At 65.0% G+C, this 21223-nt stretch carries 22 protein-coding genes; 7 read left to right on the plus strand and 15 right to left on the minus strand.

Annotated features, from left to right (window positions below; genetic code table 11):
• Positions 1-18 precede the first annotated feature (18 nt).
• A complete protein-coding gene (locus tag AC59JP_RS16900) occupies positions 19-864 on the plus strand; it encodes a polyphosphate kinase 2 family protein (protein WP_497326947.1) in 846 nt (281 codons plus the stop codon).
• 134 nt (positions 865-998) lie between these two features.
• On the opposite strand, the gene AC59JP_RS16905 is transcribed toward AC59JP_RS16900, so the two are convergent.
• From AC59JP_RS16905 to AC59JP_RS16920, 4 genes are all read right to left on the minus strand, one after another.
• Positions 999-2039 carry an NAD(P)-dependent alcohol dehydrogenase gene (locus AC59JP_RS16905; protein WP_497326948.1) on the minus strand — a complete coding sequence of 347 codons (1041 nt, stop codon included), beginning with the start codon at positions 2037-2039 and terminating at the stop codon, positions 999-1001.
• A gap of 60 nt (positions 2040-2099) precedes the next feature.
• On the minus strand, positions 2100-2360 hold the full coding sequence (locus tag AC59JP_RS16910; RefSeq protein ID WP_497326949.1) for a DoxX-related protein: 261 nt from the start codon (positions 2358-2360) through the stop codon (positions 2100-2102).
• Between the two features lie 75 nt (positions 2361-2435).
• The gene (locus AC59JP_RS16915) at positions 2436-3296 is read right to left on the minus strand and encodes an SDR family NAD(P)-dependent oxidoreductase (protein WP_497326950.1); all 861 of its coding nucleotides are present in this window, start codon (positions 3294-3296) and stop codon (positions 2436-2438) included.
• Positions 3293-4852, minus strand: a complete 1560-nt coding sequence (locus AC59JP_RS16920; RefSeq protein WP_497327100.1) for a flavin-containing monooxygenase — start codon at positions 4850-4852, stop codon at positions 3293-3295. The genes AC59JP_RS16915 and AC59JP_RS16920 overlap by 4 nt, the downstream gene beginning before the upstream one ends.
• A gap of 154 nt (positions 4853-5006) precedes the next feature.
• Between AC59JP_RS16920 and AC59JP_RS16925 the strand changes: the two genes are divergently transcribed.
• Positions 5007-5792 (plus strand): class I SAM-dependent methyltransferase, encoded by a 786-nt coding sequence (locus AC59JP_RS16925; protein ID WP_497326951.1) that lies wholly within the window; start codon positions 5007-5009, stop codon positions 5790-5792.
• A 3-nt stretch (positions 5793-5795) separates the two neighbouring features.
• On the opposite strand, the gene AC59JP_RS16930 is transcribed toward AC59JP_RS16925, so the two are convergent.
• The 11 genes from AC59JP_RS16930 to aceA form a co-directional block, all read right to left on the minus strand.
• Positions 5796-6413, minus strand: coding sequence for an Rv1363c family protein (locus AC59JP_RS16930; RefSeq protein WP_497326952.1), 618 nt, complete (start codon positions 6411-6413; stop codon positions 5796-5798).
• Positions 6414-6468: 55 nt separating this feature from the next.
• Entirely contained in the window at positions 6469-7419 is a 951-nt protein-coding gene (locus tag AC59JP_RS16935) for an MlaD family protein (protein ID WP_497326953.1), read from the minus strand.
• Positions 7416-8450, minus strand: coding sequence for an MlaD family protein (locus tag AC59JP_RS16940; RefSeq protein WP_497326954.1), 1035 nt, complete (start codon positions 8448-8450; stop codon positions 7416-7418). Before AC59JP_RS16940 ends, AC59JP_RS16935 begins: the two co-directional genes overlap by 4 nt.
• Complete coding sequence (locus AC59JP_RS16945) at positions 8447-9511, minus strand: MCE family protein (protein ID WP_497326955.1); 1065 nt, start codon at positions 9509-9511, stop codon at positions 8447-8449. Before AC59JP_RS16945 ends, AC59JP_RS16940 begins: the two co-directional genes overlap by 4 nt.
• A 1-nt stretch (position 9512) precedes the next feature.
• Positions 9513-10493 carry an MlaD family protein gene (locus AC59JP_RS16950; protein WP_497326956.1) on the minus strand — a complete coding sequence of 327 codons (981 nt, stop codon included), beginning with the start codon at positions 10491-10493 and terminating at the stop codon, positions 9513-9515.
• The gene (locus AC59JP_RS16955; protein WP_497326957.1) at positions 10490-11530 is read right to left on the minus strand and encodes an MlaD family protein; all 1041 of its coding nucleotides are present in this window, start codon (positions 11528-11530) and stop codon (positions 10490-10492) included. Before AC59JP_RS16955 ends, AC59JP_RS16950 begins: the two co-directional genes overlap by 4 nt.
• The gene (locus AC59JP_RS16960) at positions 11527-12573 is read right to left on the minus strand and encodes an MlaD family protein (protein WP_497326958.1); all 1047 of its coding nucleotides are present in this window, start codon (positions 12571-12573) and stop codon (positions 11527-11529) included. The genes AC59JP_RS16955 and AC59JP_RS16960 overlap by 4 nt, the downstream gene beginning before the upstream one ends.
• A gap of 6 nt (positions 12574-12579) precedes the next feature.
• Complete coding sequence (locus AC59JP_RS16965) at positions 12580-13449, minus strand: ABC transporter permease (protein ID WP_497326959.1); 870 nt, start codon at positions 13447-13449, stop codon at positions 12580-12582.
• A gap of 6 nt (positions 13450-13455) precedes the next feature.
• On the minus strand, positions 13456-14217 hold the full coding sequence (locus AC59JP_RS16970) for an MlaE family ABC transporter permease (protein WP_497326960.1): 762 nt from the start codon (positions 14215-14217) through the stop codon (positions 13456-13458).
• A 221-nt stretch (positions 14218-14438) separates the two neighbouring features.
• Positions 14439-15299 carry a 3-hydroxybutyryl-CoA dehydrogenase gene (locus AC59JP_RS16975; protein ID WP_497326961.1) on the minus strand — a complete coding sequence of 287 codons (861 nt, stop codon included), beginning with the start codon at positions 15297-15299 and terminating at the stop codon, positions 14439-14441.
• A 153-nt stretch (positions 15300-15452) separates the two neighbouring features.
• Positions 15453-16742 carry an isocitrate lyase gene (gene aceA / locus AC59JP_RS16980; protein WP_497326962.1) on the minus strand — a complete coding sequence of 430 codons (1290 nt, stop codon included), beginning with the start codon at positions 16740-16742 and terminating at the stop codon, positions 15453-15455.
• A gap of 346 nt (positions 16743-17088) precedes the next feature.
• Here aceA and AC59JP_RS16985 point away from each other — a divergent pair, with 346 nt between their 5' ends.
• The 5 genes from AC59JP_RS16985 (at position 17089) to AC59JP_RS17005 (ending at position 21185) form a co-directional block, all read left to right on the plus strand.
• A complete protein-coding gene (locus AC59JP_RS16985; RefSeq protein ID WP_497326963.1) occupies positions 17089-18228 on the plus strand; it encodes a GNAT family N-acetyltransferase in 1140 nt (379 codons plus the stop codon).
• 12 nt (positions 18229-18240) lie between these two features.
• Positions 18241-19653, plus strand: a complete 1413-nt coding sequence (gene ramB / locus AC59JP_RS16990) for an acetate metabolism transcriptional regulator RamB (RefSeq protein ID WP_497326964.1) — start codon at positions 18241-18243, stop codon at positions 19651-19653.
• 99 nt (positions 19654-19752) lie between these two features.
• Positions 19753-19989 (plus strand): hypothetical protein, encoded by a 237-nt coding sequence (locus AC59JP_RS16995; protein ID WP_497326965.1) that lies wholly within the window; start codon positions 19753-19755, stop codon positions 19987-19989.
• A 148-nt stretch (positions 19990-20137) separates the two neighbouring features.
• Positions 20138-20608 carry a YdcF family protein gene (locus AC59JP_RS17000; protein WP_497327101.1) on the plus strand — a complete coding sequence of 157 codons (471 nt, stop codon included), beginning with the start codon at positions 20138-20140 and terminating at the stop codon, positions 20606-20608.
• Positions 20609-20645: 37 nt separating this feature from the next.
• Entirely contained in the window at positions 20646-21185 is a 540-nt protein-coding gene (locus AC59JP_RS17005) for a carboxymuconolactone decarboxylase family protein (protein ID WP_497326966.1), read from the plus strand.
• The last annotated feature ends 38 nt before the right edge of the window (positions 21186-21223 follow it).

Raw genomic sequence — 21223 nt, forward strand, 5'->3', positions numbered from 1 at the left:
GCCTTACCATTCGACACCATGGCTACCTGGAGTACCGAAGCACACGTCGCGCTGCGAGCAGACGCGAACACCCGAGTCGCGGAGATCGATGCGCGGGCAACACCGGGATTCGACGGCAACAAGAGCGACGGCCGCGAGTTGCTGGCCGAACGGGGCGCCGTCCTCGCCGCGCTGCAGGAGAAGTTGTACGCGAACGGGCGATCCGGCGATCACCGCAGCGTGCTGCTCGTGCTGCAGGGCATGGACACCGCAGGCAAGGGCGGGATGGTCCGGCACGTGATCGGGATGGTGGATCCGCAGGGCGTCTCGCACTCCGCGTTCGGCGTGCCCACCGACGAGGAGAAGCGGCACCCGTTCCTGTGGCGGATCGAGAAAGAACTACCCGCCGCCGGACAGATCGGCGTGTTCGACAGATCGCATTACGAGGACGTTCTCGTCGTCCGGGTGCACGGCCTGGTCCCGCAGGAGGTGTGGGAGGCGCGGTACGACGAGATCAACGAGTTCGAGAGACGGGTCACCGAGAGCGGAACCACCATCGTCAAGGTGGCCATGTTCGTGTCCCTGGACGAGCAGAAGGCGCGGCTCGAGGAGCGGCTCGAACGCGAGGACAAGTTCTGGAAGTACAACCCGGGCGACGTCACCGAGCGTGGGTTCTGGCCGAAGTACCAGGAGGCCTACCAAGCCGTCCTGGACCGCACGAACACCGAATACGCACCCTGGTACGTGCTGCCCAGCGACCGGAAATGGTTCGCCCATCTCGCCGTCACCGAACTGCTGATCCACGCGCTGGAGTCGTTCGACCTGCAGTGGCCGCCGGCCGATTTCGACGTCGAGGTGGAGAAGAAGAGGTTGGCGCAGGCTTGATCGTCACGGCGTGATCGTCCCGGAACAGACGACGTGCCCCTGACTCCGTTCACGGAGTCAGGGGCACATTCGGTCGACCTACCGACGTGAGGGTGCCCCTCGGTCGGTGGAAGGCAGGATCAGAACGTCGAAGTTCAGAACGTCGACGCGTCGATCACGAAGCGGTAGCGCACGTCGGACTTGACGACGCGGTCGTACGCCTCGTTGATCTGCTCGGCCGGGATGACCTCGATCTCGGCGCCGATGTGGTTCTCGGCGCAGAAGTCCAGCATTTCCTGGGTCTCGGCGATGCCGCCGACCATGGAACCGGCGAACGAGCGACGGTTCGAGAGCAGGTTGAACGCGGGGACCTCGAGGGGCTTCTCGGGAACACCCAGCTCGACGAGCGTGCCGTTGCGGGCGAGCAGACCGAGGTAATCACCCATGGGCAGGTTGGCCGACACGGTGTTGAGGATCAGGTCGAACTTGCCGCGCAGATCCTTCAGCGCCGAGGTGCCCTTGGTTGCGTAGTACTCGTCGGCGCCATACTTCTTGCCGTCGTCTTCCTTGCTGGTGGTCTGGCTGAGCACGGTGACGTGGGCACCGAGGGCGTGGGCGATCTTGACGCCGATGTGGCCCAGTCCGCCCATGCCGATGATGGCGACCTTCTTGCCGGGACCGGCTCCCCAGTGCTTGAGCGGCGAGTACAGCGTGATGCCGGCGCACAGGAGCGGCGCGGCGACGTCGAGTTCGACGCCCTCGGGGATGCCGAGCACGAAGCTCTCCGTCACGACGATCTGAGTGGAGTAGCCGCCGTTGGTGAACTCTCCCTCGTAGGTCTTCGAGTTGTACGTCTGCACGACGCCCTTGGTGCAGTACTGCTCGTCACCGTCCAGGCAGGCTTCGCACTTGCCGCAGGAATCGACGAAGCAGCCGACGCCGACGCGGTCGCCGACCTTGCGGGTGGTGACGTCGGAACCGACCTCGGCGACGATTCCCGCGATTTCGTGTCCGGGGACCACCGGATATGTGGTGCCGCCCCACTCGTTGCGAGCCGTGTGGATGTCGGAGTGGCAGATGCCCGCGAACTTGACGTCGATCAGGACGTCCTTCGGGCCCAGATCGCGACGTTCGATCGTCGTCTTCTCCAGGGGAGCGTCGGGGGCAGTGGCTGTGTATGCGGTAGCTGTGGACATGAATACATGTCTACCCATGCATCGTTGACTCGTAAACCAAGTGTGCCCTGCCCCGGGTGGTCAGCGTGCCGTGTACGCCCGATATCCGAGGAATCCGACGTAGCCTGCGAGGGCGAGGAATCCGAGTCGGCGGGTCTGCGGAATCGCGATGGCGGTGCCGACGGCCAGTTCGGTGGCTCCGTTGCGATAAGTCCAGGTCCGGACGTCTTTCGGGAACGCTGCGGAGGTGATGCCGGCGAAGGCGTCGGGCATCACGAAGTGCGCGGCTCCGGTGGCGGCGAGGCCGATTCCGAGCACGGTGGGAGCGGTTGACGAAGCCATGATGTGATCCTTCTCCTGTTGATCGAATATTGAATCAATCTGTCTGTGACGACAGGGTTACACCTACAGTAGCCGTCAGGACGACCGCGTGAACCGATCACCCACCGTGTTGCCCACGCTGTTTCCCAAGCGAGTCAGGGCTGCAGACACGTCTTGATACCGAGGACCGAACACCCTCGGCACCGCATCGAAGCCGCGCGCGTCCGGACCGATCAACACCCGCGGCTTGTTCTTCTCCACTCCTGCCAGGATGACGTTGGCAGCTCGGGTCGGCTTCGTGACGGCGAATCGCTGGAATGCCTTCGACCGCGTCTCCGGATCGCCCATGTCGTCCATGCCGCGCGCGAACTTGACGATATTGGTCTTGATGCCGCCCGGGTGTACGCAGGTGACGCCCACCGGGTGTCCCGCGATCCGCATCTCCTGCCGCAGAGCTTCGGTGAACCCGCGGACCGCGAACTTCGCTGCGTTGTAGGCACTCTGGCCGGGAACCCCCACCAGACCGAACACGCTGGAGATGTTGACCAGGTGCCCGTCACCCGACTCCACGAGTGCAGGCAGGAACGCTTTCGTGCCGTGCGCGACTCCCCAGAAGTCGATGTTCATCAACCACTCGAAGTCTTCCCAGGACATGTCGATCACGTCACCGCCGAGCGCGACGCCCGCGTTGTTGACCACGAGGTTCACCGTTCCGAAGTGGGAACGAACCTCGTCGGCGTGCGCGTATACCGCCGCGCGGTCGCTCACGTCGAGGGTGAACGGGACCGCCTCGGCGCCCAGGCCTTCGCATCCCGCGGCTGTCTTCGCCACGGCTGCGGAGTCGACGTCGGACAGTGCGAGACGCGCGCCGCGCCTCGCCAGTTCGAGCGCCAACGCCGCGCCGATTCCCGAACCGGCGCCCGTGATCACCGCGACCTTGCGGTCGAACGACCTCACCGCGACACCTCCTCGAGTGCTGTGATCTCGGTGGGGGTATCGCGGCGTACTCCGATGAACTCGTAGTCGCTCGGGTCGACCGAGCGGGTGCGGAGCCAGTACTGCCACGTACCTCCCGGCCAGATGGTGCGGTTCACACCTGACGCGTCGAGGTACCAGCTGGTGCATCCACCCGTGGACCAGACGCCGCGGGAGAGCTTGTGGTGCAGCTCGGTGTCGAAGCGGTCCTGTGCCTCGTCGCGCACGACGATGGCCTGCGCAGACGCCGAGTCGACCAGCCCGATCGCCTCGACGACATACGAGATCTGCTGCTCGATCATGAACACGACCGAGTTGTGCCCGAGCCCGGTGTTCGGCCCGAGCAGGAAGAAGGCGTTGGGGTAGCCGGCGGCGGTGATGCCGAGGTGCGTCCGGATTCCGTTCTCCTCCCAGTGCGGGACGAGACGCGTTCCCTCGAGGCCGGCGATGTCGATGCTCTCGAATCCGTCCGTCACGTGGAAACCGGTCGCATAGATGATCACGTCGACGTCGCGTTCGACGCCGTCGCGGGCGACGATGCCGCGCGGGGTCACCTTCTCGATCCCGTCGGTGATCACGTGCGAGTGCTCACGCGCGAGAGCCGGGTAGTACGTGTTGGAGCCCAGGATTCGCTTGCAGCCGATTCGGTAGTCGGGGGTCAGCTTCGTGCGGAGCGCCGGATCCGCAATTGCCTTGGCGATGTTCTTCTTCGCCGCCTTCTCGATCGGCCGCATCAGGTACGGGCGACCGTTCAGCCCGAACGCCAGCGTCTCGGCGAACCAGTAGATGGCGTCGCGGAACAGCCGTCGCGCACCGGGAATCGAGCGGAACGCGGTCCGTGCTGCCGACGGAATGCGGAAGTTCCTGCGCGGTGTCACCCACGCCGGGGTCCGCTGATAGAGCTGCAGTTCGGCGACCCGGTCCACGATCTGCGGCACGAATTGGACTGCGCTGGCGCCGGTTCCGATGACCGCGACCCGTTTGCCGGTCAGATCGACGGAGTGGTCCCACCGCGCCGAATGAAACGCCGGACCGTCGAAGCTGTCGGCACCGGGCAGGTCCGGGACGTTGGGAATGTGGAGCGCACCGACTCCCGACACGACGAACTGCGCGACGATCGTGTCACCTTCGACGGTGTCGATGTGCCACACCGCCTCTTCGGGATCCCACCGACCGCCTGCGCACGTGCGGTTGAACCGAATGTGTTCGCGCAGTTGGTGTTTGTCGACGACCCTGCGCAGGTAGGCCAGAATTTCGGGCTGCCCGGACCACATTTGAGACCACTCGGTGTTCGGCTCGAACGAGAACGAGTAGAGGTGTGAGGGAACGTCGCACGCACACCCGGGATAGGTGTTGTCTCGCCACGTGCCGCCCACGTCGTCGGACTTGTCGACGATCACGAAATCGTGGTGACCGGCCTCCTTCAGTTTGATGGCCATCCCGATTCCGGAGAACCCGGTACCGATCACCAACACTCGTGTCCGAATCACTGCCACTGTTGTACCCACCCCATCTGTGCCCACCCCATCCGCGACGATCTCGCTGCTGTTGTTCTTCCTACCGGGTCTGGCTCGCTCATGGGACGACGTGCCCGTTTATCTCCACAAACTTCGTGCAACAGCACCGTCCGACGGTCCCGTAGTGCAGACGAACTCCATCGACTCCCGGGCGATGTGCGCGCTACCGTGAGACATGGACGCAGCCCGCCACGCCCAGCCCTCCGCGGACGACGCACTGCATCGCGCAGCCGAGATGATCGACACGGCGCGCGCCGCGCGCGTGAGCACCTCGGACGGATACGTCGACGTTCTTCCCGAGGCTGCGAACGCACCGACACCGACCATCGCGCAGCACGCGATGAACAATCCCGTTGTCGCCGCGATATACGAGAACCTCTGGCGCCCGGCACTGGGCCGGATCGCGATGGGTGTCTCCAGCATGTCGGTCGACGACGAACGACGCCGCGCCGTGGCCGACCTTCGACTCGGCGGTGACATGACCGTCCTCGACGTCGCGTGCGGGCCCGGCAATTTCACGAAGTTCCTCTCCGGCAAACTGGGCGGCGACGGCATCGCAGTCGGCTTCGACATCTCCGCTCCGATGCTCGCCCGAGCTGTTCGAGACAATCGCGGTCCCCGCGCCGCCTACGTTCGGGGCGACGCTCGCACACTCCCCTACGCCGACGCGACCTTCGATGCCGTGTGCTGTTACGCGGCACTGTATTTGGTGCCGGAACCGTTCACGGTCGTCGGCGAACTCGTGCGCGTGGTCAAACCGGGTGGACGCATTGCCCTGATGACCAGCTACGGGGGTTCGTTCGCCCCGCTCAGAGCAGCGGTCACCGCCGGGGCGGCCGTCAGCGGCATCCGTATGTTCGAGAAAACGACCTTCACCGACATCCTGCGCGACGCCGGGTTCACCGACATCGATCAGGATCTACGAGGAGTCGCGCAGTTCGTCAGTGCAACCAACAGCTGACCGTCACTGGCCGGTGTCGGCGCCGTAATCGGTGACGAGCCACTGGTCACCGTCGTGCTGGACGGTCACGGTCAGCAACGTCGGCACCGCACCGGGTTCGGGCTGCTGCAGGTTCTGCGTCGTCTGGGTCGCGAACACCGACACGGTGTACGTGTCACCGTCCTGGCCCGTCACCGTTGCCGCGTTCACCTTGCCCGACGCCACCACCTGCGACTGAGTCATGATCTGAGACAACACGTCTCGCACACCCTCGAAGCGCTCCTTCAGAGCGTCGGTCGTGCCGTCCTCGACACCGGCGAAGAATCCGTCGAGATCGGTGTGGGCGTACGTCAGTGACCGTTCGGTGTACGCACGGGCCGTGTCGATCGCGGTCTGCCGGTCCGCGGCTGCCGCACGATCGGCGGTCAGTGCGCTGTCGGCGGAACGCCACGCGAGGCCCGCGACCACAGCGGCCACGACAGCGATCACGGCGACCACCACGGCGACGACGGTGACGATCCGCCCGCGCGATCGGGGCGCCTTGTCCGTGGCGTCGGCCTCCTTGGCTTCGGTGGGCTCAGCCTCGGTGTCCTTCGCCGCGGCGGTGTCGTCGGACGTCTTCTTGTCGAGATCGATGGTCATGCGTGCCTTCTCTTCTATCGGTGGAGCGTTCAAAGCTGATCTGTCGGTGACGCTTCTACTTGTCCGGCAGCGTCACGGCGACCCTCGCGGGACCACCCTGCGGGAACACTTGCTCGAGCATGTTCACCAGCGCACCCGCGTCGAACCGAAGCGGCCTCAGGGGCTTGGTCACCGGACGCAGCACCGTCGAGATGAAGCCGAGGTCGGGTGAGAGCTGGCTGATGTACTCGTCGATCTTCGGAACGAGGCGGCCCAGTTCGCCGTCCCAGACGTTCTCGCCGACATACGAATACGCCTGATACGAGTTGATGAGGTGCTCGAGCGCATCACCCGACGCGGACAACTCGGGAACCGAATCGGCAAGGCGGGGCCCGAGCTGATCGGCGTAGTTCTTCTCACCGAGCACCTGCAGGTTGTAGTACAACCGTCGTACTTGATCCTTACGGTCGGACAGGGTGAGCGAGAGCAGCCTGAGCACCTCGACGATGTTGTCGACATCGCTTTCCCGGCCCCGAGTCGCCACATCGACCGTGTTCACGATGCCGCCGATCGCGTTGGAGTCTATCTCCGCGGTCAGAGCGTCGGCCACCGCCAACGTGTCGCTCACACTGGGCGAGACGTCGACGTTCTCCGCCGCCACGGTGTCCCCGTCGCGCAGATACGGACCCGACGTGGACGCGGGGCGGAAGTCCAGGAACTGCTCGCCGGCGGCCGAGAGGTTCGACACCTTGACCTCGGTGCCGGTCGGGATCTGTTGCGATGCATCCACTCTGACTACCGCGCGCAACCCGTCGGCACCGACGTCGATGTGGTCGACCGTGCCGATCGCCGTGCCGCGCAACGTCACTCGCGACGACTCGGTCAAGCCGCCGGACGTGGTGAGGGGCACGGTGATCTCCGAGTAGTCCCGGCGCGGGTCCATGTCGAGAACGTCCAACGCCAGGTAACCGACGCCCACCACCGCGACCAGCGCGAGGGCCGACGCCGAGAGGATCGAGTTCTTCATCGCACGATTCCGATCGATCGCAGTACCGTGATCATCTCGTTGGCCCGATCCACTGGCGCCGCACCGGGACTGCTCTCGCCCGACACCGACGTGATGCGCACGTTGGGAGTCGACGCGAAGAACGGCACCAGTTTCTCGCGCAGCAGATCGTCCATCTGCGACGCCAGCATCGGGATGCTGAGGTCGGCGTTCGCGACCGTGAGGATGGTCGGCTTCAGCGTCGACAGAACGCTTTTCAGGTCACCCGCGATGGGGTTGACGAGGTCGCCGATTCCGCGGGACATGTACCCGAGGTCGATGAGCGCGCTCACCACCACCAGCAACGCGTCGGCGAGACCGCCCACCCGTTCCGGACCGACGGTCAGCATCGTCTCGAGGGTGTCGGACTTGTCCACGAAGGATTTCGTCACGGTTTCCGCCGAGTTCAGAATGCGGTCGAGTTCGCCCGAGTGCGTCGCAAGATCCGTCAGGGCCTGACGAGCCTTGTTGTTGATCAGATCGACGGTCGCAGGGTCCTGAGGGATCGCCCGATTGAACCGATCGATGGACCGTTGGAAGTCGGCGATGTGACCGCCGGCAACCACCTCGGACAACCCTCGCAGGACGTCTTCGACGTTGTCCGCCGGTTTGGTTCGATCGAGCGGAATCACGTCGCCGTCGCGCAGCGACGACCCCTGTCCGCCGCCGTCCGTCGGGCGCTCCAACGCGATGTAGATCTCACCGAGGAGAGTGCCCTGGCGAAGTTCCGCACGCGTCATGGCGGGCAGACTCACCGCGTCCTGAATGGACACACGGGCCACCGCCGAGTTTCCGTTCAGTGTCACCGAGTCGAGCAGCCCGACGTCCACACCGTCGAGAACCACCTTCGCCTTGGCCGGCAAGTTCAGAACGCTCGAGAACTGGATGTCGACGTCGTAGGTGGGACCGGAGACGTAGCTGCCCGGCACCGGCAGGTCCGCGATCGACGCACCGCACCCGGACACGGTGGCGGTCAGGGTGAGGGCCAGCAGAGCCGCGACTGCGCGTTTCATCGCGTACCCGCCGCACCGAGGATCAGCGGAACCAAATCAACGTTCACCGTCTTGCCCATGGCGTCGGGCAGCTGAAAGCTCGGCGGAGCAAACGTCAGTGCCGCAGCAGCATTCGTCTGGTCGTACATGGTGTTCACCTGCTGGGTCGCTCGGGGCACGCGGCTGAGAATGCTCGCGATGTCGCCCACCTTGTTCAGCACGATGGCCACGATGGGCACCAGGACGTCGAAGATCTTGTAGACGGTCGGCGCCACCTTCGGCAGAACCTTTCCGAGGATCGGGAGGAACTCCACCGTGAGGTCGATGGCCTGAGCGAAGCGCTCCGAGAAGTCACCCGCCGCACCGAGACCCTGCTTCAGGTTCTCGATCAGCAACGTGATATCGGGCCACCGATCGACCAACGTGGTCGTCAGCAGGTCGATGTTGTCCATCATGCGGCGAACAAGGGTGTCCTTGTCGGCGGGATTGCCCACGAGCGACGAGATCTGCGACAGCGCGGTACCCAGCTCGTTACCGCTCCCGTCCAGCGCTGTGTTCAGCGACCGCAGGGTGTCGCCGAGGATCTGCTCCTTGGGCGGCTGCGGGTTGTTCGGATCGGTGGTCGAGGTGGTGCCGAGCAGCTCCGCACCGAGCTTGTTGACCGCCTCGAGGGTGTCGCTGATGCCGATGGGCGTACGCGTGCGCTCGAGCGGAATGCATTGGCTGCGATCGAAAGTCGGGCCGTCGCCGTACGTCTTGGTCAGTTCCAGACGGCGATCGGTGACGATCGAGTCCGACATGGTCACGGCGCCGATGTCGGCCGGCAACTGCAGCGAGTCCTGCACCGACATCGTCACCCGCACGTGATCGCCCTGCGGTTCGATGGTCTTGACCTCACCGACCGGGATGCCGAGCAGGGTGACGTTGTTGCCCTCGTACAGACCCACCGAGTCGGTCAGCTCGGCGCACACGTCGGACGACGACGTACCGATCAGCTGCGCTGCGGACGACGCCGCCGTCCCCGCCCCGATCGCCACCACCAGTACCACGGCGCCGAGGACCAATTTCTTGCCAGCGGCCACGTCAGCACACCTTTCCTGGAAGTGGGACACAGATGTCCGTCCCGGTGACCACGGCGGCACTACGGTCGATCACGGGCCCCCTGCCGGTGTCGAGCAGTCCCGACATCGAGTCCGCGAACTCACGGCCGGCCGAAATCGCATCGTCGAGCGGCGTCGTCGACTGCTTGAGAGTGGCCACGATCTTCTCGATCTCGTCGATCGACGGCCCGAGCCCCTGATCGAGGGCCACGATGGGCCGGTGCAGCAGGTTGAACAGTCGATACAGCTTGTCGGCGGCCAACGCGACGTCCATGCGCTTGGCTCCCAGCTTGGCGGTGATGATGCCGATCTGCTTCAGAAGCCCGAGGAGGATCTCTCGATCGGTGCCGAGTTCGCCGATGTACTCGTCCGCGACCTTCAGACTCTTGTCCAGATCGTCTTGGCGGTCCGCGATCACACCGGTCAGAGACGTCAGATTGTTGGTGACGTCACGGATGGCGTCGGGCTGAGCCTGAACCGCCTTGTCGATCTCGGCGACCGTCTGTCGCAACGTCTTTCCGTCCAGGTCGCGCAGAATCGGGGTGACGGACTCGATGGTGTCGGACAGCGTGAACGGGACCCGCGTGTGCTCGATCGGAATCTGACCGTTCGGCAGCTCGTTGTCCCCGGCGGGTACCAGCGAGAGGTAGCGGCCGCCGACGGGCGTCAAAAGCCGAACTCCCACCGACGTCGCGTCGCCGAGGACCATGCCCTTCTTCACCTCGAAGGTCACCTCGACGTGGTTGTCGACCAGTTCCATCGACTTGACCGAGCCGACGGAGATGCCGGCCACACGGACGTCGTCGCCCGCGTGGGCACCGCCGGTGGTCTCGAATGCAGCCGTGTACGTGTCGTGTCCGATCGGAAGCACGTACACCACGACGGCGGCGACGATCGCGACCACCACGGCCACGATGCCGACGATCCCCCACAGCGTCTGACTGCCGGCGCGAACCGAACTCATTTGCACACCTTCAGTTTCTGGTTTCCGAGCACGACCGAACCGATACCGGGAATGTCGGTGTCGCCGGACGAGCAGGCGTACGTCGCGCCCCCCGGTGCGGACTTCAGCGAGTCGTCGAAGGAACGCAGCAGGCCGGGCGTCATGGCCAGCAGATCCACGATCTGCTGCGCACCGGGAACGAGGCGATGGAACTGGCCGTCCAGCGGGCCGTACGAGGAGTCGTAGATGTCGCGGAGTTGTTCACCGATGTCGAGGAACGGACCCTGACCGGTGTTGATGTCGTCGACCGCCTTCAGCAGCTCGTCGGCCTGGTTGCCGAAGGTCGACACCACCCGATCGAGCTCGGCGAAGAGTCGCCCGAGTTGTTCGGACCGTTCGCCGACCACACCCGAGATGGCTCCGAGGTTGCGGATGAGCAGAACGATGATGTTCTCGCGCTGCTGGGCGTAAGTGGTCAGGCCGTCGAGATCGCGGAGAACCGGACCGAGTCCGGAACCGTCGCCCTGCACGAGGTCCAACACGTTCTGCGCGAACAGGTTGACCTGGTTCGTGTCGAGGGTGTCGAAGATCGGCTGGAATCCGTCGAACAGGGTGGTGATGTCGAACGACGGGATGGTCATGTCATCGCTGATCGTCGACCCAGACGGCAGTTCCGACCCCTGATCGTCCGACGGAACCAGCTCGAGGTACCGCTGACCGAGCAGGTTCTGATAGCGCACAGCGGCTTTCGTGGTCGAGCGCAGACCGCGGTCGGCATCGACGTCGAAGGACACCTTGGCCTGTCCGCCGTCGAGGTCGATACCGGTGACCGTGCCGACCAGAACACCGGACATGCGGACGTCGTCACCTTGGTACAGACCGGACACGTCGTTGAATCGCGCGTCGTAGGACGACCGCTCGGCGCCCGATCCGTTGCCCAGGGCGCCACCGACGAGGACGAGGCACAGGATCGCCACCACCGCGAAGACGCCCAGCTTGACCAGCGTTCCCGTGGGAATGCCTGCAGCGGTGGACTTCACCTCTGCGCGCCGGCTCATCGCGGCACTCCGGCCAGGCTCGCGAACGTCGCCGCCGGGCCGGCGAGAGTGGGCATGTTCTTCACGATCACGGCGAGCTGCAACTGGACCTTTCCGTCGACGTTGGGGAACGCATCGTCGACCCCCTTCAGCACTCCGGGAAGGCGCTGGTAGGACGGCGCCAGCGTTCCCGCGGACAGCGCGACCGGCAACACGATGTCCAACAACGTGTCGATGGCCGGCTTCAGGTTGGCGTTGTTGTCTCGGAACAGGTCACCGAGAGGAACGGTGAGACCGGTGCCGAGTCCGGACATCGCCTTGATCGCGCGGTCTCGGTTCACCGGGTTCTGGAAGTACTCACTGCTGTCGACCACCTGGCTGATCACGTCGGTCACCGGTCCGATCGAGGTTCTCAGTCCGTCGGCCAGCACAGCTCCGCGCTGAAGCTTCCACCCGAGCGGAGCTCGTTGCGTTTCGGCCAGCATCTGAGCGGTGTCGAAGAACGGCTCGAGATTGTCACCGAACTCGTTCGACACCCGCGACATCAAGTCGAGCACGCGGTTGGTGTTGTCCGCGTCCAGCACGTCCGTGAGGGTCGCGAGGCGTCGGAAAACGCCGGTGACCGTTGCGGTTTCGGTCTCCGGGCCGAGCTTCAGGACGGAATCCTGACGAAGCGGATTCCCCTTGCCCTCGGAGAACAGCTCGATGACCGTCGCACCGAACACGGTCGCCGACGAGAAGCGAACCGTCGTGTCGTCGGTGAGTGCGGCCGCAGACGCGGGGTCGATACTCGCGTGGACGCGCTGTTGCCCGAAGCCGAGCGACTCGATCTCGTCGACTCGACCGACGGGCAGACCGCGGTACTTGACATCGGACCCCACGGCCAAACCGTCACCGACAGAGGCGGTGTCGATGGTGACGTCGAATTTGCTCTTGAAGTCGCCCACGGCGTACCGGTACAGCAGCACGGCCACGAGCACGAGCACGACGGCCAGCACCAGACCCCGCAGCCGCAGCATGCGGGGGCCGGCCGAACGGCGGGAGAGATCGTCGAAGACAGCCATGTCGCCCTACCCCGAAATCCTGATGCCGACGTCGACACCCCAGATGACCACGGTCAGAATCATGTCCAGAATGACGATCGCGATGAGCGACGCCCGGATGGCGCGACCCGAGGCTCGCCCGACACCTTCCGGTCCACCCGTGGCGTAGTAACCCTGGTAGCCGTGGATCATGATGACGACGGCGACGAAGATCGTCGCCTTGAGCAGCGAATAACCCAGATCGGTCAGCTGTAGGAACGTCGAGAAGTAGTGGTCGTACGTCCCGGATGCCTGGTTGCCGACGAGGGACACCACCAACGACGCCGACAGGTACGTCAGGATCAGCGTCAGCAGGTACAGCGGGATGATGGTGACGATTCCGGCGATCACACGGGTGGTGACCACGAACGGGATCGAGCGGATGCCGACGACTTCGAGTGCGTCGATCTCCTCGGAGATGCGCATCGCCCCGATCTCGGCCGTCATTCGGCATCCGGCCTGCGCCGCGAAACCGATGGCCGCGATCATCGGTGCCAGCTCACGGGTACTCGCGTACGCGGAGATGAAGCCCGTGAGAGGACCCATGCCGACCAGGTTGAGGGCGTTGTAGCCCTCGATGCCGATCGAGGAACCCACCGCGACGCCCAGAATCACCAGGACCGACACGGTGCCGCCGCCGACGACGAGATTGCCACTGCCCCAGGTGATGTCGGTGAGGACGAGCATCGTCTGCCGGCGGTAGGCACGAAGGGTGTGCGGGATGGCGGCCAGCACCTGCAGCATGAAGGTGATCTGATGCCCGAGGTGCTCGACGGCACTGGACGGCACGCGTACGACGCTGCGTCCGGCGCGAATCAGGGGCGACGTCCCGGGGGGCGTGTAGCGAGAGATAGTCACGTGGGATCAGCCAAGTCTCTGTGGCAGGAACATGGACACGAGTTGCGTCGCAAGGACGTTGACGACGAACGCCGAGATGACACCGACGACGACCGATGCGTTGACCGCGTTCGCGACGCCGCGCGGGCCGGAGGTGGCCTCGAAACCACGTTGGCAGGCGACCAGGACCACGATCGCTCCGAAGATCTCCGCTTTCACCAGCGCGACGACGAGGTCGGCCATCGAGGCGAACGAACCGAACGACGCGAGGTAGCTGCCGGGGGTGCCGTCCTGGAAACCGACGTTCACCACGTAGCCGGCGATCAGGCCCATGAAGATCACGAGTGAGCACAACAACGGTGCAACCACGAGCATCGCCGCCAAGCGGGGGGCCGCGAGGCGACGGATCGGATCGATACCCATCACGCGCATCGCGTCGATCTCGTCGCGCACGGTACGAGCGCCGAGATCGGCGGCGATGGCCGAGCCGGCTGCACCGCCCAGGAGCAGGGCCGTGACGATGGGTGCGCCCTGTCGGATCACTCCCAGCCCGCCGGCGGCCCCGGCGATGGACGTCGCGCCGATCTGGGTCGTCAGGCTGCCGACCTGGACGGAGACGATGACACCGAACGGGATCGACACCAGGATCGCGGGAAGCACGGTGACGGTGACCATGAACCATGCCTGGTCGACTGCTTCACGCGTGGGGAAACGCAGCCCAGCGATGTCTCGGACGAGGGAGACGAACGCCGCGACGGACAGATCCGCGAAGCGACCGAAGGTGCGCATTCCCGTCGTGACCCGCGACGTGAACACTGTTGTGATTGCGATGTCGATCCCCCTACGTCCTGCACCCCAGTGGGCACTGCACCCCGAACTCAGCACAGCGGTGAGCGAGTCGAGCTAGAACCTAGCGTCCAAAACGGGATCGAAGCCTGTTTTTGGGACAGTTGGGTGACGATCGACAAGTGTGACGGCGAAGTTGTAGGAGAGTCACTGTGACGTGTCACTCAGCGACGGTATTCGTAGAACCCTTCGCCGGATTTCTGACCCAATCGGCCCGCATCGACCATGCGGGCGAGCAGCGCCGGTGGGCGGTACAGCGGTTCGCCGAACTCGTCGTACATCTTCTCGGCGATGATCTTGACGGTGTCGAGGCCCATCAGGTCGGACAGGGCCAGCGGGCCCACGGGATGCGACAGTCCGAGGACCGTCGCGCGGTCGATGTCCTTCTTGGACGCGATTCCGGATTCGAGCATGCGAATGGCCGACAGCAGATACGGCACGAGTAGAGCGTTGACCACGTAGCCCGATCGATCCGGACCGTGGACGACCTGTTTGCCCAGCACGTCGGTCGCGAAGGCCTCGGCCCGAGCGATCACGTCGGCGTCGGTGGCGTCGGTGGAGATCAGTTCGACGAGCGGCAGGACGGTGACGGGGTTGAAGAAGTGCAGACCGATCACGCGGCAGGGGTGCTGCGCCGCTTTGCTCAGCGTGAGGATGGGAATCGAGGAGGTGCTCGACGCGAGTACGGCACCGGGATCGACGACGACGGAATCGAGCTCTTCGACGATGTCGCACTTGATCTTCTCGTCTTCGACCACCGCTTCGACGACGAGTTGGCGGTCTCGGAACTCCCCTAGGTCGGAGGCGAAGCGCAGACACTTCAGCGATCGAGCGCGCTCACGTTCGGTCAGGATCCCGCTGCGCACCGCGCGGTCCAAAGAGTCGGTCACTCGGGCACGCCCGAGCTGCCGCAGTTCGCGTGTGGGTTCGTACACGAGCACGTCGACCCCGGCGAGGGCGCAGACTTCGGCGACGCCGGCGCCCATCTGCCCGGCACCGACCACCCCCACCCTCTCGACGGTCACAGAATCTCCTAAAAAGCGTTGCAGCACAAAGGAAAAGGAAGATGGGGGTAACCCTGCAGGGGTACGAGCGAACCGGGCGGGTACGAGTCAGGCGGCCCGCAACGGATGTCGCGAGCCGCCTGACTGGTGCGTTGAATTACGCCGAGAGGGGGATCAGTGGAACTGGCCCTCTTCGGTCGAGCCCTTCAGCGCCGCCGTCGAGGTGTTCGGGTCGACGGTGGTGGCGATGCGGTCGAAGTAGCCGGCGCCGACCTCACGCTGGTGCTTGATGGCGGTGAAGCCACGCTCTTCGGCGGCCTTGAACTCGCGCTCCTGCAGGTCGACGAACGCGGTCATGCCTTCGCGGGCGTAGCCGTGCGCCAGGTCGAACATGCCGTAGTTGAGCGAGTGGAAGCCGGCGAGGGTGATGAACTGGAACTTGAATCCCATTGCGCCGAGCTCCTTCTGGAACTTCGCGATGGTCGCGTCGTCCAGGTGCGCCTTCCAGTTGAACGAAGGCGAGCAGTTGTAGGCCAGCAGCTGGTCCGGGAATTCGCTGCGGACGGACTCGGAGAACTTCTTGGCGACCTCGAGATCCGGCACGCCGGTCTCCATCCAGATGAGGTCGGCGTACGGGGCGTATGCCTTGGCGCGCGCGATGCAGGGCTCGATGCCGTTCTTGACGCCGAAGAATCCTTCTGCGGTGCGGGTTCCGTCGAGGAATTCGCGGTCGCGCTCGTCGACGTCGGAGGTGATCAGCGTGGCTGCCTCGGCGTCGGTGCGGGCGATGATGACCGAGGGGACGCCGGCGACGTCGGACGCGAGACGCGCGGAGGTCAGCGTGCGGATGTGCTGCTGGGTCGGGATGAGCACCTTGCCACCGAGGTGGCCGCACTTCTTCTCCGACGCGAGCTGGTCTTCCCAGTGCACTCCGGCTGCGCCGGCCGCGATCATGGCCTTCTGCAGTTCGTAGGCGTTCAGCGCGCCACCGAAGCCGGCCTCGGCGTCGGCGACGATCGGGGCAACCCAGTTCTTGACCGAGGTGTCGCCCTCGATCTTGGCGATCTCGTCGGCGCGCAGGAGCGCGTTGTTGATGCGACGCACGACGGACGGCACCGAGTTGGCCGGGTAGAGGCTCTGGTCCGGGTAGGTGTGGCCGGAGAGGTTGGCGTCGCCGGCGACCTGCCAGCCGGAGAGGTAGATCGCCTGGAGGCCGGCGCGAACCTGCTGCACGGCCTGGTTGCCGGTGAGGGCACCGAGCGAGTTGATGTAGTCCTCGTTGTTCACGAGGTCCCACAGGATCTCGCTACCACGGCGAGCGAGGGTGGCTTCTTCGACGACAGTGCCCTGCAGATCGGCGACCTGCTGTGCCGTGAAGTTGCGAGTGACGCCCTTCCAGCGGGGGTTGGTGTCCCAGTCCTGCTGGATCTCTTCGGTGGTCTTCGGGGTGCCGGTGGTCGACATCAAAAGCTCCGTCTCTGTTTGCTGACTCTGTTCCCTGGCGGGACTTCGCAGCCTTGCCAGGCATATCGGATGTACTTTCCGAGAATGGCACACGCAAAAAGGGGTGTCTACCAGCTACGACTGCGAACACAGGCTACGATTTTCGCAAGGAGAGCTAATTTTGCGAAGATGACCGTCCGACGAGATGGAAAATAGCAGTACAGGCGTACTTTTTGCTGATGGCCACACGCGACCGCGACGATCGGCCGACGGCGGCTGGTGTGACGCATATCACTTCTCCGCACGTTGTCGAGGTTCATTCATTCGGACTAAACGTCCAAAACAAACTTTCGGTACGGTTTGTGTAGTGAACGATTCATACAGTCCGACGCACGCGGTCGAGTCTCTCGCCGACACCGCGTCGATCGGCGTCGTGCTCACCGATGCCCTGTGGGCCGAATGGCACGACCTGGCGGCGCGGGTCGGGCGGCACGTCGCGGCGCGTCCGGAGTACTCGCGCGGTTCGGTCCGACTGCGGCGATCGCGTCGACCGTTGCTCGTGACGGTTCACCGCGGAAATCGGCTGGTGGCACTCGCTCCATTGCTCGTGCGCCGATACGGTCCGCTGCGCGTCGCGCGGGTCACGGGCGACAGCTTGGGAATGATCGGCGAAATTCTGGCCGAGGACGCACGTGCAGTCGACGCGTTGTGGTCGGCACTGGCGGCGCAGCGGATCGGGATTCATCTCGCCGCCATGGACGGGCGCGACCCGTCAGTCGCCTATGTGACGACCAGCCCGAAGTGGCGGTCGACGGTGGGAGATTCCGCCGCCGTCACGGTCGTGGACGTGCCCTCCTGCGGTCCCGGCGCGATCGGATTGCGCAGCCGCGGAGCGCGTCGCCGGCTTCGGTCGACACGCCGCGACTACGTCGACGCAGGAACGCCCATCTCCGTCGAGTTCCTCACCAGCGCTGCCGAACTGGACATGAGCTGGGACGACATGACCCGGTTGTCCGCGGTCGCCGTCGAGGGCCACGACCGTACGGACTACCTCGCGCCGCCGGTCGGCGATCTGGTCCGCTCGGTTCTCGACGCAGAAGCCGACGCCGGCCGTCTCGTCGTCGCCCGCCTCACGATCGGCGACGTCGGTGTCGGCCAGTTGTTCATGGTGCGCTCCGATGCGACCTTGGAAGGCTGGCTCACCCACTACGACCCTGCGTATTCCGACGCCCAACCCGGACACCAGATGCTGGAAGCTCTGCTCGATCGCGCCCGCGAGATCGGCGTCGATCGGATCGATCTGGGTGTCGGCACCACGGGCTTCAAGCAGGCATGGGCCACGGGTGAGTACCGTGCGGTGCGCATGACCGCGCTTCCCGCCGATCTGCCGGGCGCCGCCCGATTGCTTCCCGTGGTCGAACGACTCGAATGCCTGTCTCTTCGCGCTGCAGTCCGCCGCTGCCTCACAGAATTAACAGCGTTGCCAAGGCGGGTTTCGCACCGCTAGTACCCTGGCTGCATGGCCAAGACCTTCGTCGGGACCAGGCTCCGACAACTACGTACCGAGCGCGGATTCAGTCAGGTCACGCTCGCGAAGCAACTCGACATCTCGGCGAGCTACCTCAATCAGATCGAGCACGACGTGCGCCCGCTGTCGGTCGCCGTTCTCACTCGGATCACCGAGGTGTTCGGCGTCGACACCACGTTCTTCTCCTCCCAGGACGACACCCGTCTGGTGGCCGAACTCCGCGAGGTGGTGCTGGATCAGGACGTCGGCGCGGACGCCGATGTCGAAGAGCTCTCGGATCTGGTCGCGTCACATCCGTCGCTCGCGCGGGCCATGGTGAACATGCATCGTCGCTACCGCAACACCACCGCCCAGCTCGCCCTGGCAACGGAGGACAGGTTCGCCGACGGCAGCGGAAGCGGCGCCATCAGCAAGCCGCACGAGGAAGTGCGCGACCACTTCTACGAGCGCCAGAACTACCTGGACGAACTCGACAGAGCTGCAGAGGATCTCGCGACCAAACTGCGATCGCACCGAGGCGACTTCTCCGGCGAGATCTCCAAGCGCCTGCGCACCCTGTACGACGTTCAGGTCGTGGAACGAATCGATCTGGGCGAGAACGTCCTTCATCGCTTCGACGCCAAGACGCGGTTGCTCGAGATCTCGCCGCGCCTGTCGGGCGGACAGAAGGTGTTCCGGTTCGCAGCGGAACTCGCCTACTTCGAATGCGGCGACCTCATTCGCCGGATGGTCGACGAAGGCGACTTCACCACCGACGAGTCCCGATCGCTCGCGAGCCTCGGATTCGCCAACTATTTCGCGGCCGCGACGGTGCTGCCCTACGCGCACTTCCACGACATGGCCGAGACGTTCCGCTACGACATCGAGCGGCTGTCGGCTTTCTACTCCATCAGCTACGAGACCATCTGCCACCGTCTCTCCACCCTGCAACGGCCGTCGCTGCGGGGGGTTCCGTTCTCGTTCGTGCGCGTCGACCGCGCCGGCAACATGTCGAAACGTCAGTCGGCCACCGGTTTTCACTTCTCGTCGAGCGGCGGCACCTGCCCGCTGTGGAACGTGTACGAGACGTTCGCGTACCCGGGCAAGATCATGACGCAGATCGCCGAGATGCCCGACGGCCGCCGCTACCTGTGGATCGCGCGAACGGTCGAACGCCGGGCGGCGCGCTACGGCGAACCGGGCAAGACGTTCGCGATCGGACTGGGGTGCGAGGTGCGCCACGGCTCACGGCTCGTCTACGCGGACGGACTGGACCTCGGGGACACGGCGTCGGCGACACCCATCGGAGCCGGTTGCCGCGTCTGCGAACGTGACAACTGCCCGCAGCGCGCGTTCCCCCCGCTCGGCAAAGCGCTCGACATCAACGAGCACCGCAGCAGTGTGTCGCCGTACGTTCTGAAGTAGGACTGCCGCCCAAACCTGCTGCTGCTCAACCCAAATCACAGCAATGTAACTTGAGTCCCACGGTTCACATCAGCCACATACGTGAGCTACTGTCACATCATGCGGTTCACCGGGCCCTCCGTCGCAGTGGTCGCAGCGATGCTCGTCGCGTTCGCACCCGCTGCCGCCGCCGAGACAGCGCTCGCACCCGCCGACCGGTACAACTCCGCGCAGGCCGACCTGGTCACCGGCAAGTACGAAATCGGGACTCGCCGCCCTCGGCTCCCTCACCGCCACTGCCCCGTCCGACGCCAATGTCGTTGCGCTGCAGGCGTTCTACACGAACGCAGGTGGTGACACCGCAGCCCGCGACGCCGCACTCGTCCGGCTGGACACCCTCGATCCCGACCTTGCCACGCGCGTACGCGCCGCACTCGACACCATCTCCACCGCAGCCGAATCGACCATCGACTACGCCCCCGTCCTGAACGGTGCCGACACAGCGATCGTCGTCCTCGGTTTCGGGCTCCTGCCCGACGGTTCGATGCGCCCGGAACTCGTCGACCGACTCGAGGCCGGCCTGAAGGGGGCGCAGGCATCACCGAGTTCGCCCGTCGTCGTCACGGGCGGAAATCGTCAGAACGGCGTCGCCGAAGGCGAGGTCATGCGTGACTGGCTCGTCTCGCGTGGCCTCGACCCCGAGCGCGTGCACGCCGAGACCGAGGCCAATCAGACCGTGCAGAACGCACTGAACTCGATGACGATCGTGAAGTCGCTGGGCGCCACCTCCGTGGTGCTCGCGACGTCGGCCAACCACATTCGGCGCGCCACGTCGGACTTCGTGATCGCCGGAGCCGACGTCGTCGGAGCGCTCGCCTCGGGGGCCGCCCCCGATGTGCCCGTACTGAAACCCACCTCGCGACTCGGCCTGACCGTCGACGCCACGAAGGTTCTCGGAATCCCTCGAACGTACTGAGCAACCAGCTTCCTTACCGTCGGGTAAGTTTCATACGGTGACTACTCCGCGGATCAAGTCGGGCACGCGCCGCAAGGAATTGGGCGTCGTCAATCTCGGTCTCACGAAGATCGCAGCCAAGGTTGCCAAGGTTCCGGCGGCCAATTTGTTCAACACGCTGGGTCTCACCGGTTCGCTGTTCCAAGCGTGGCTTCTTTACAGCGGCAGGCTGATGCCGGGCGGGAAGATCAACCGTCACGACACCGAGACCATCATCCTGCGCGTCGCCCATCGCCGCGACTGTGGGTACGAACTCGATCACCACATCCGCATCGGCAAACGCGCCGGGGTGACGGCGGAGATCCGCGACCGCATCTTCGAGGGACCGGAGGCGGAGGGACTGACGGAGCGTCAGCGCACCATTCTGAAGTCCGTCGACGAGCTGGTGGACACCAAGAATCTGTCGGACTCGTCGTGGGCTGCGCTGGCGGCACACTTCGACGACCGTCGCCTGATCGAGTTCTGCCTGCTCGTCACGCAGTACGACGGCTTGGCCACCGTGATTCAGACGCTGCGCATCGAGCGCGACTTCCGGTAACAACCTCTTTACTTTCTATCACTTGATAGAAATCCCGC

It is taken from the genome of Rhodococcus sp. 320_ES (assembly GCF_059691855.1).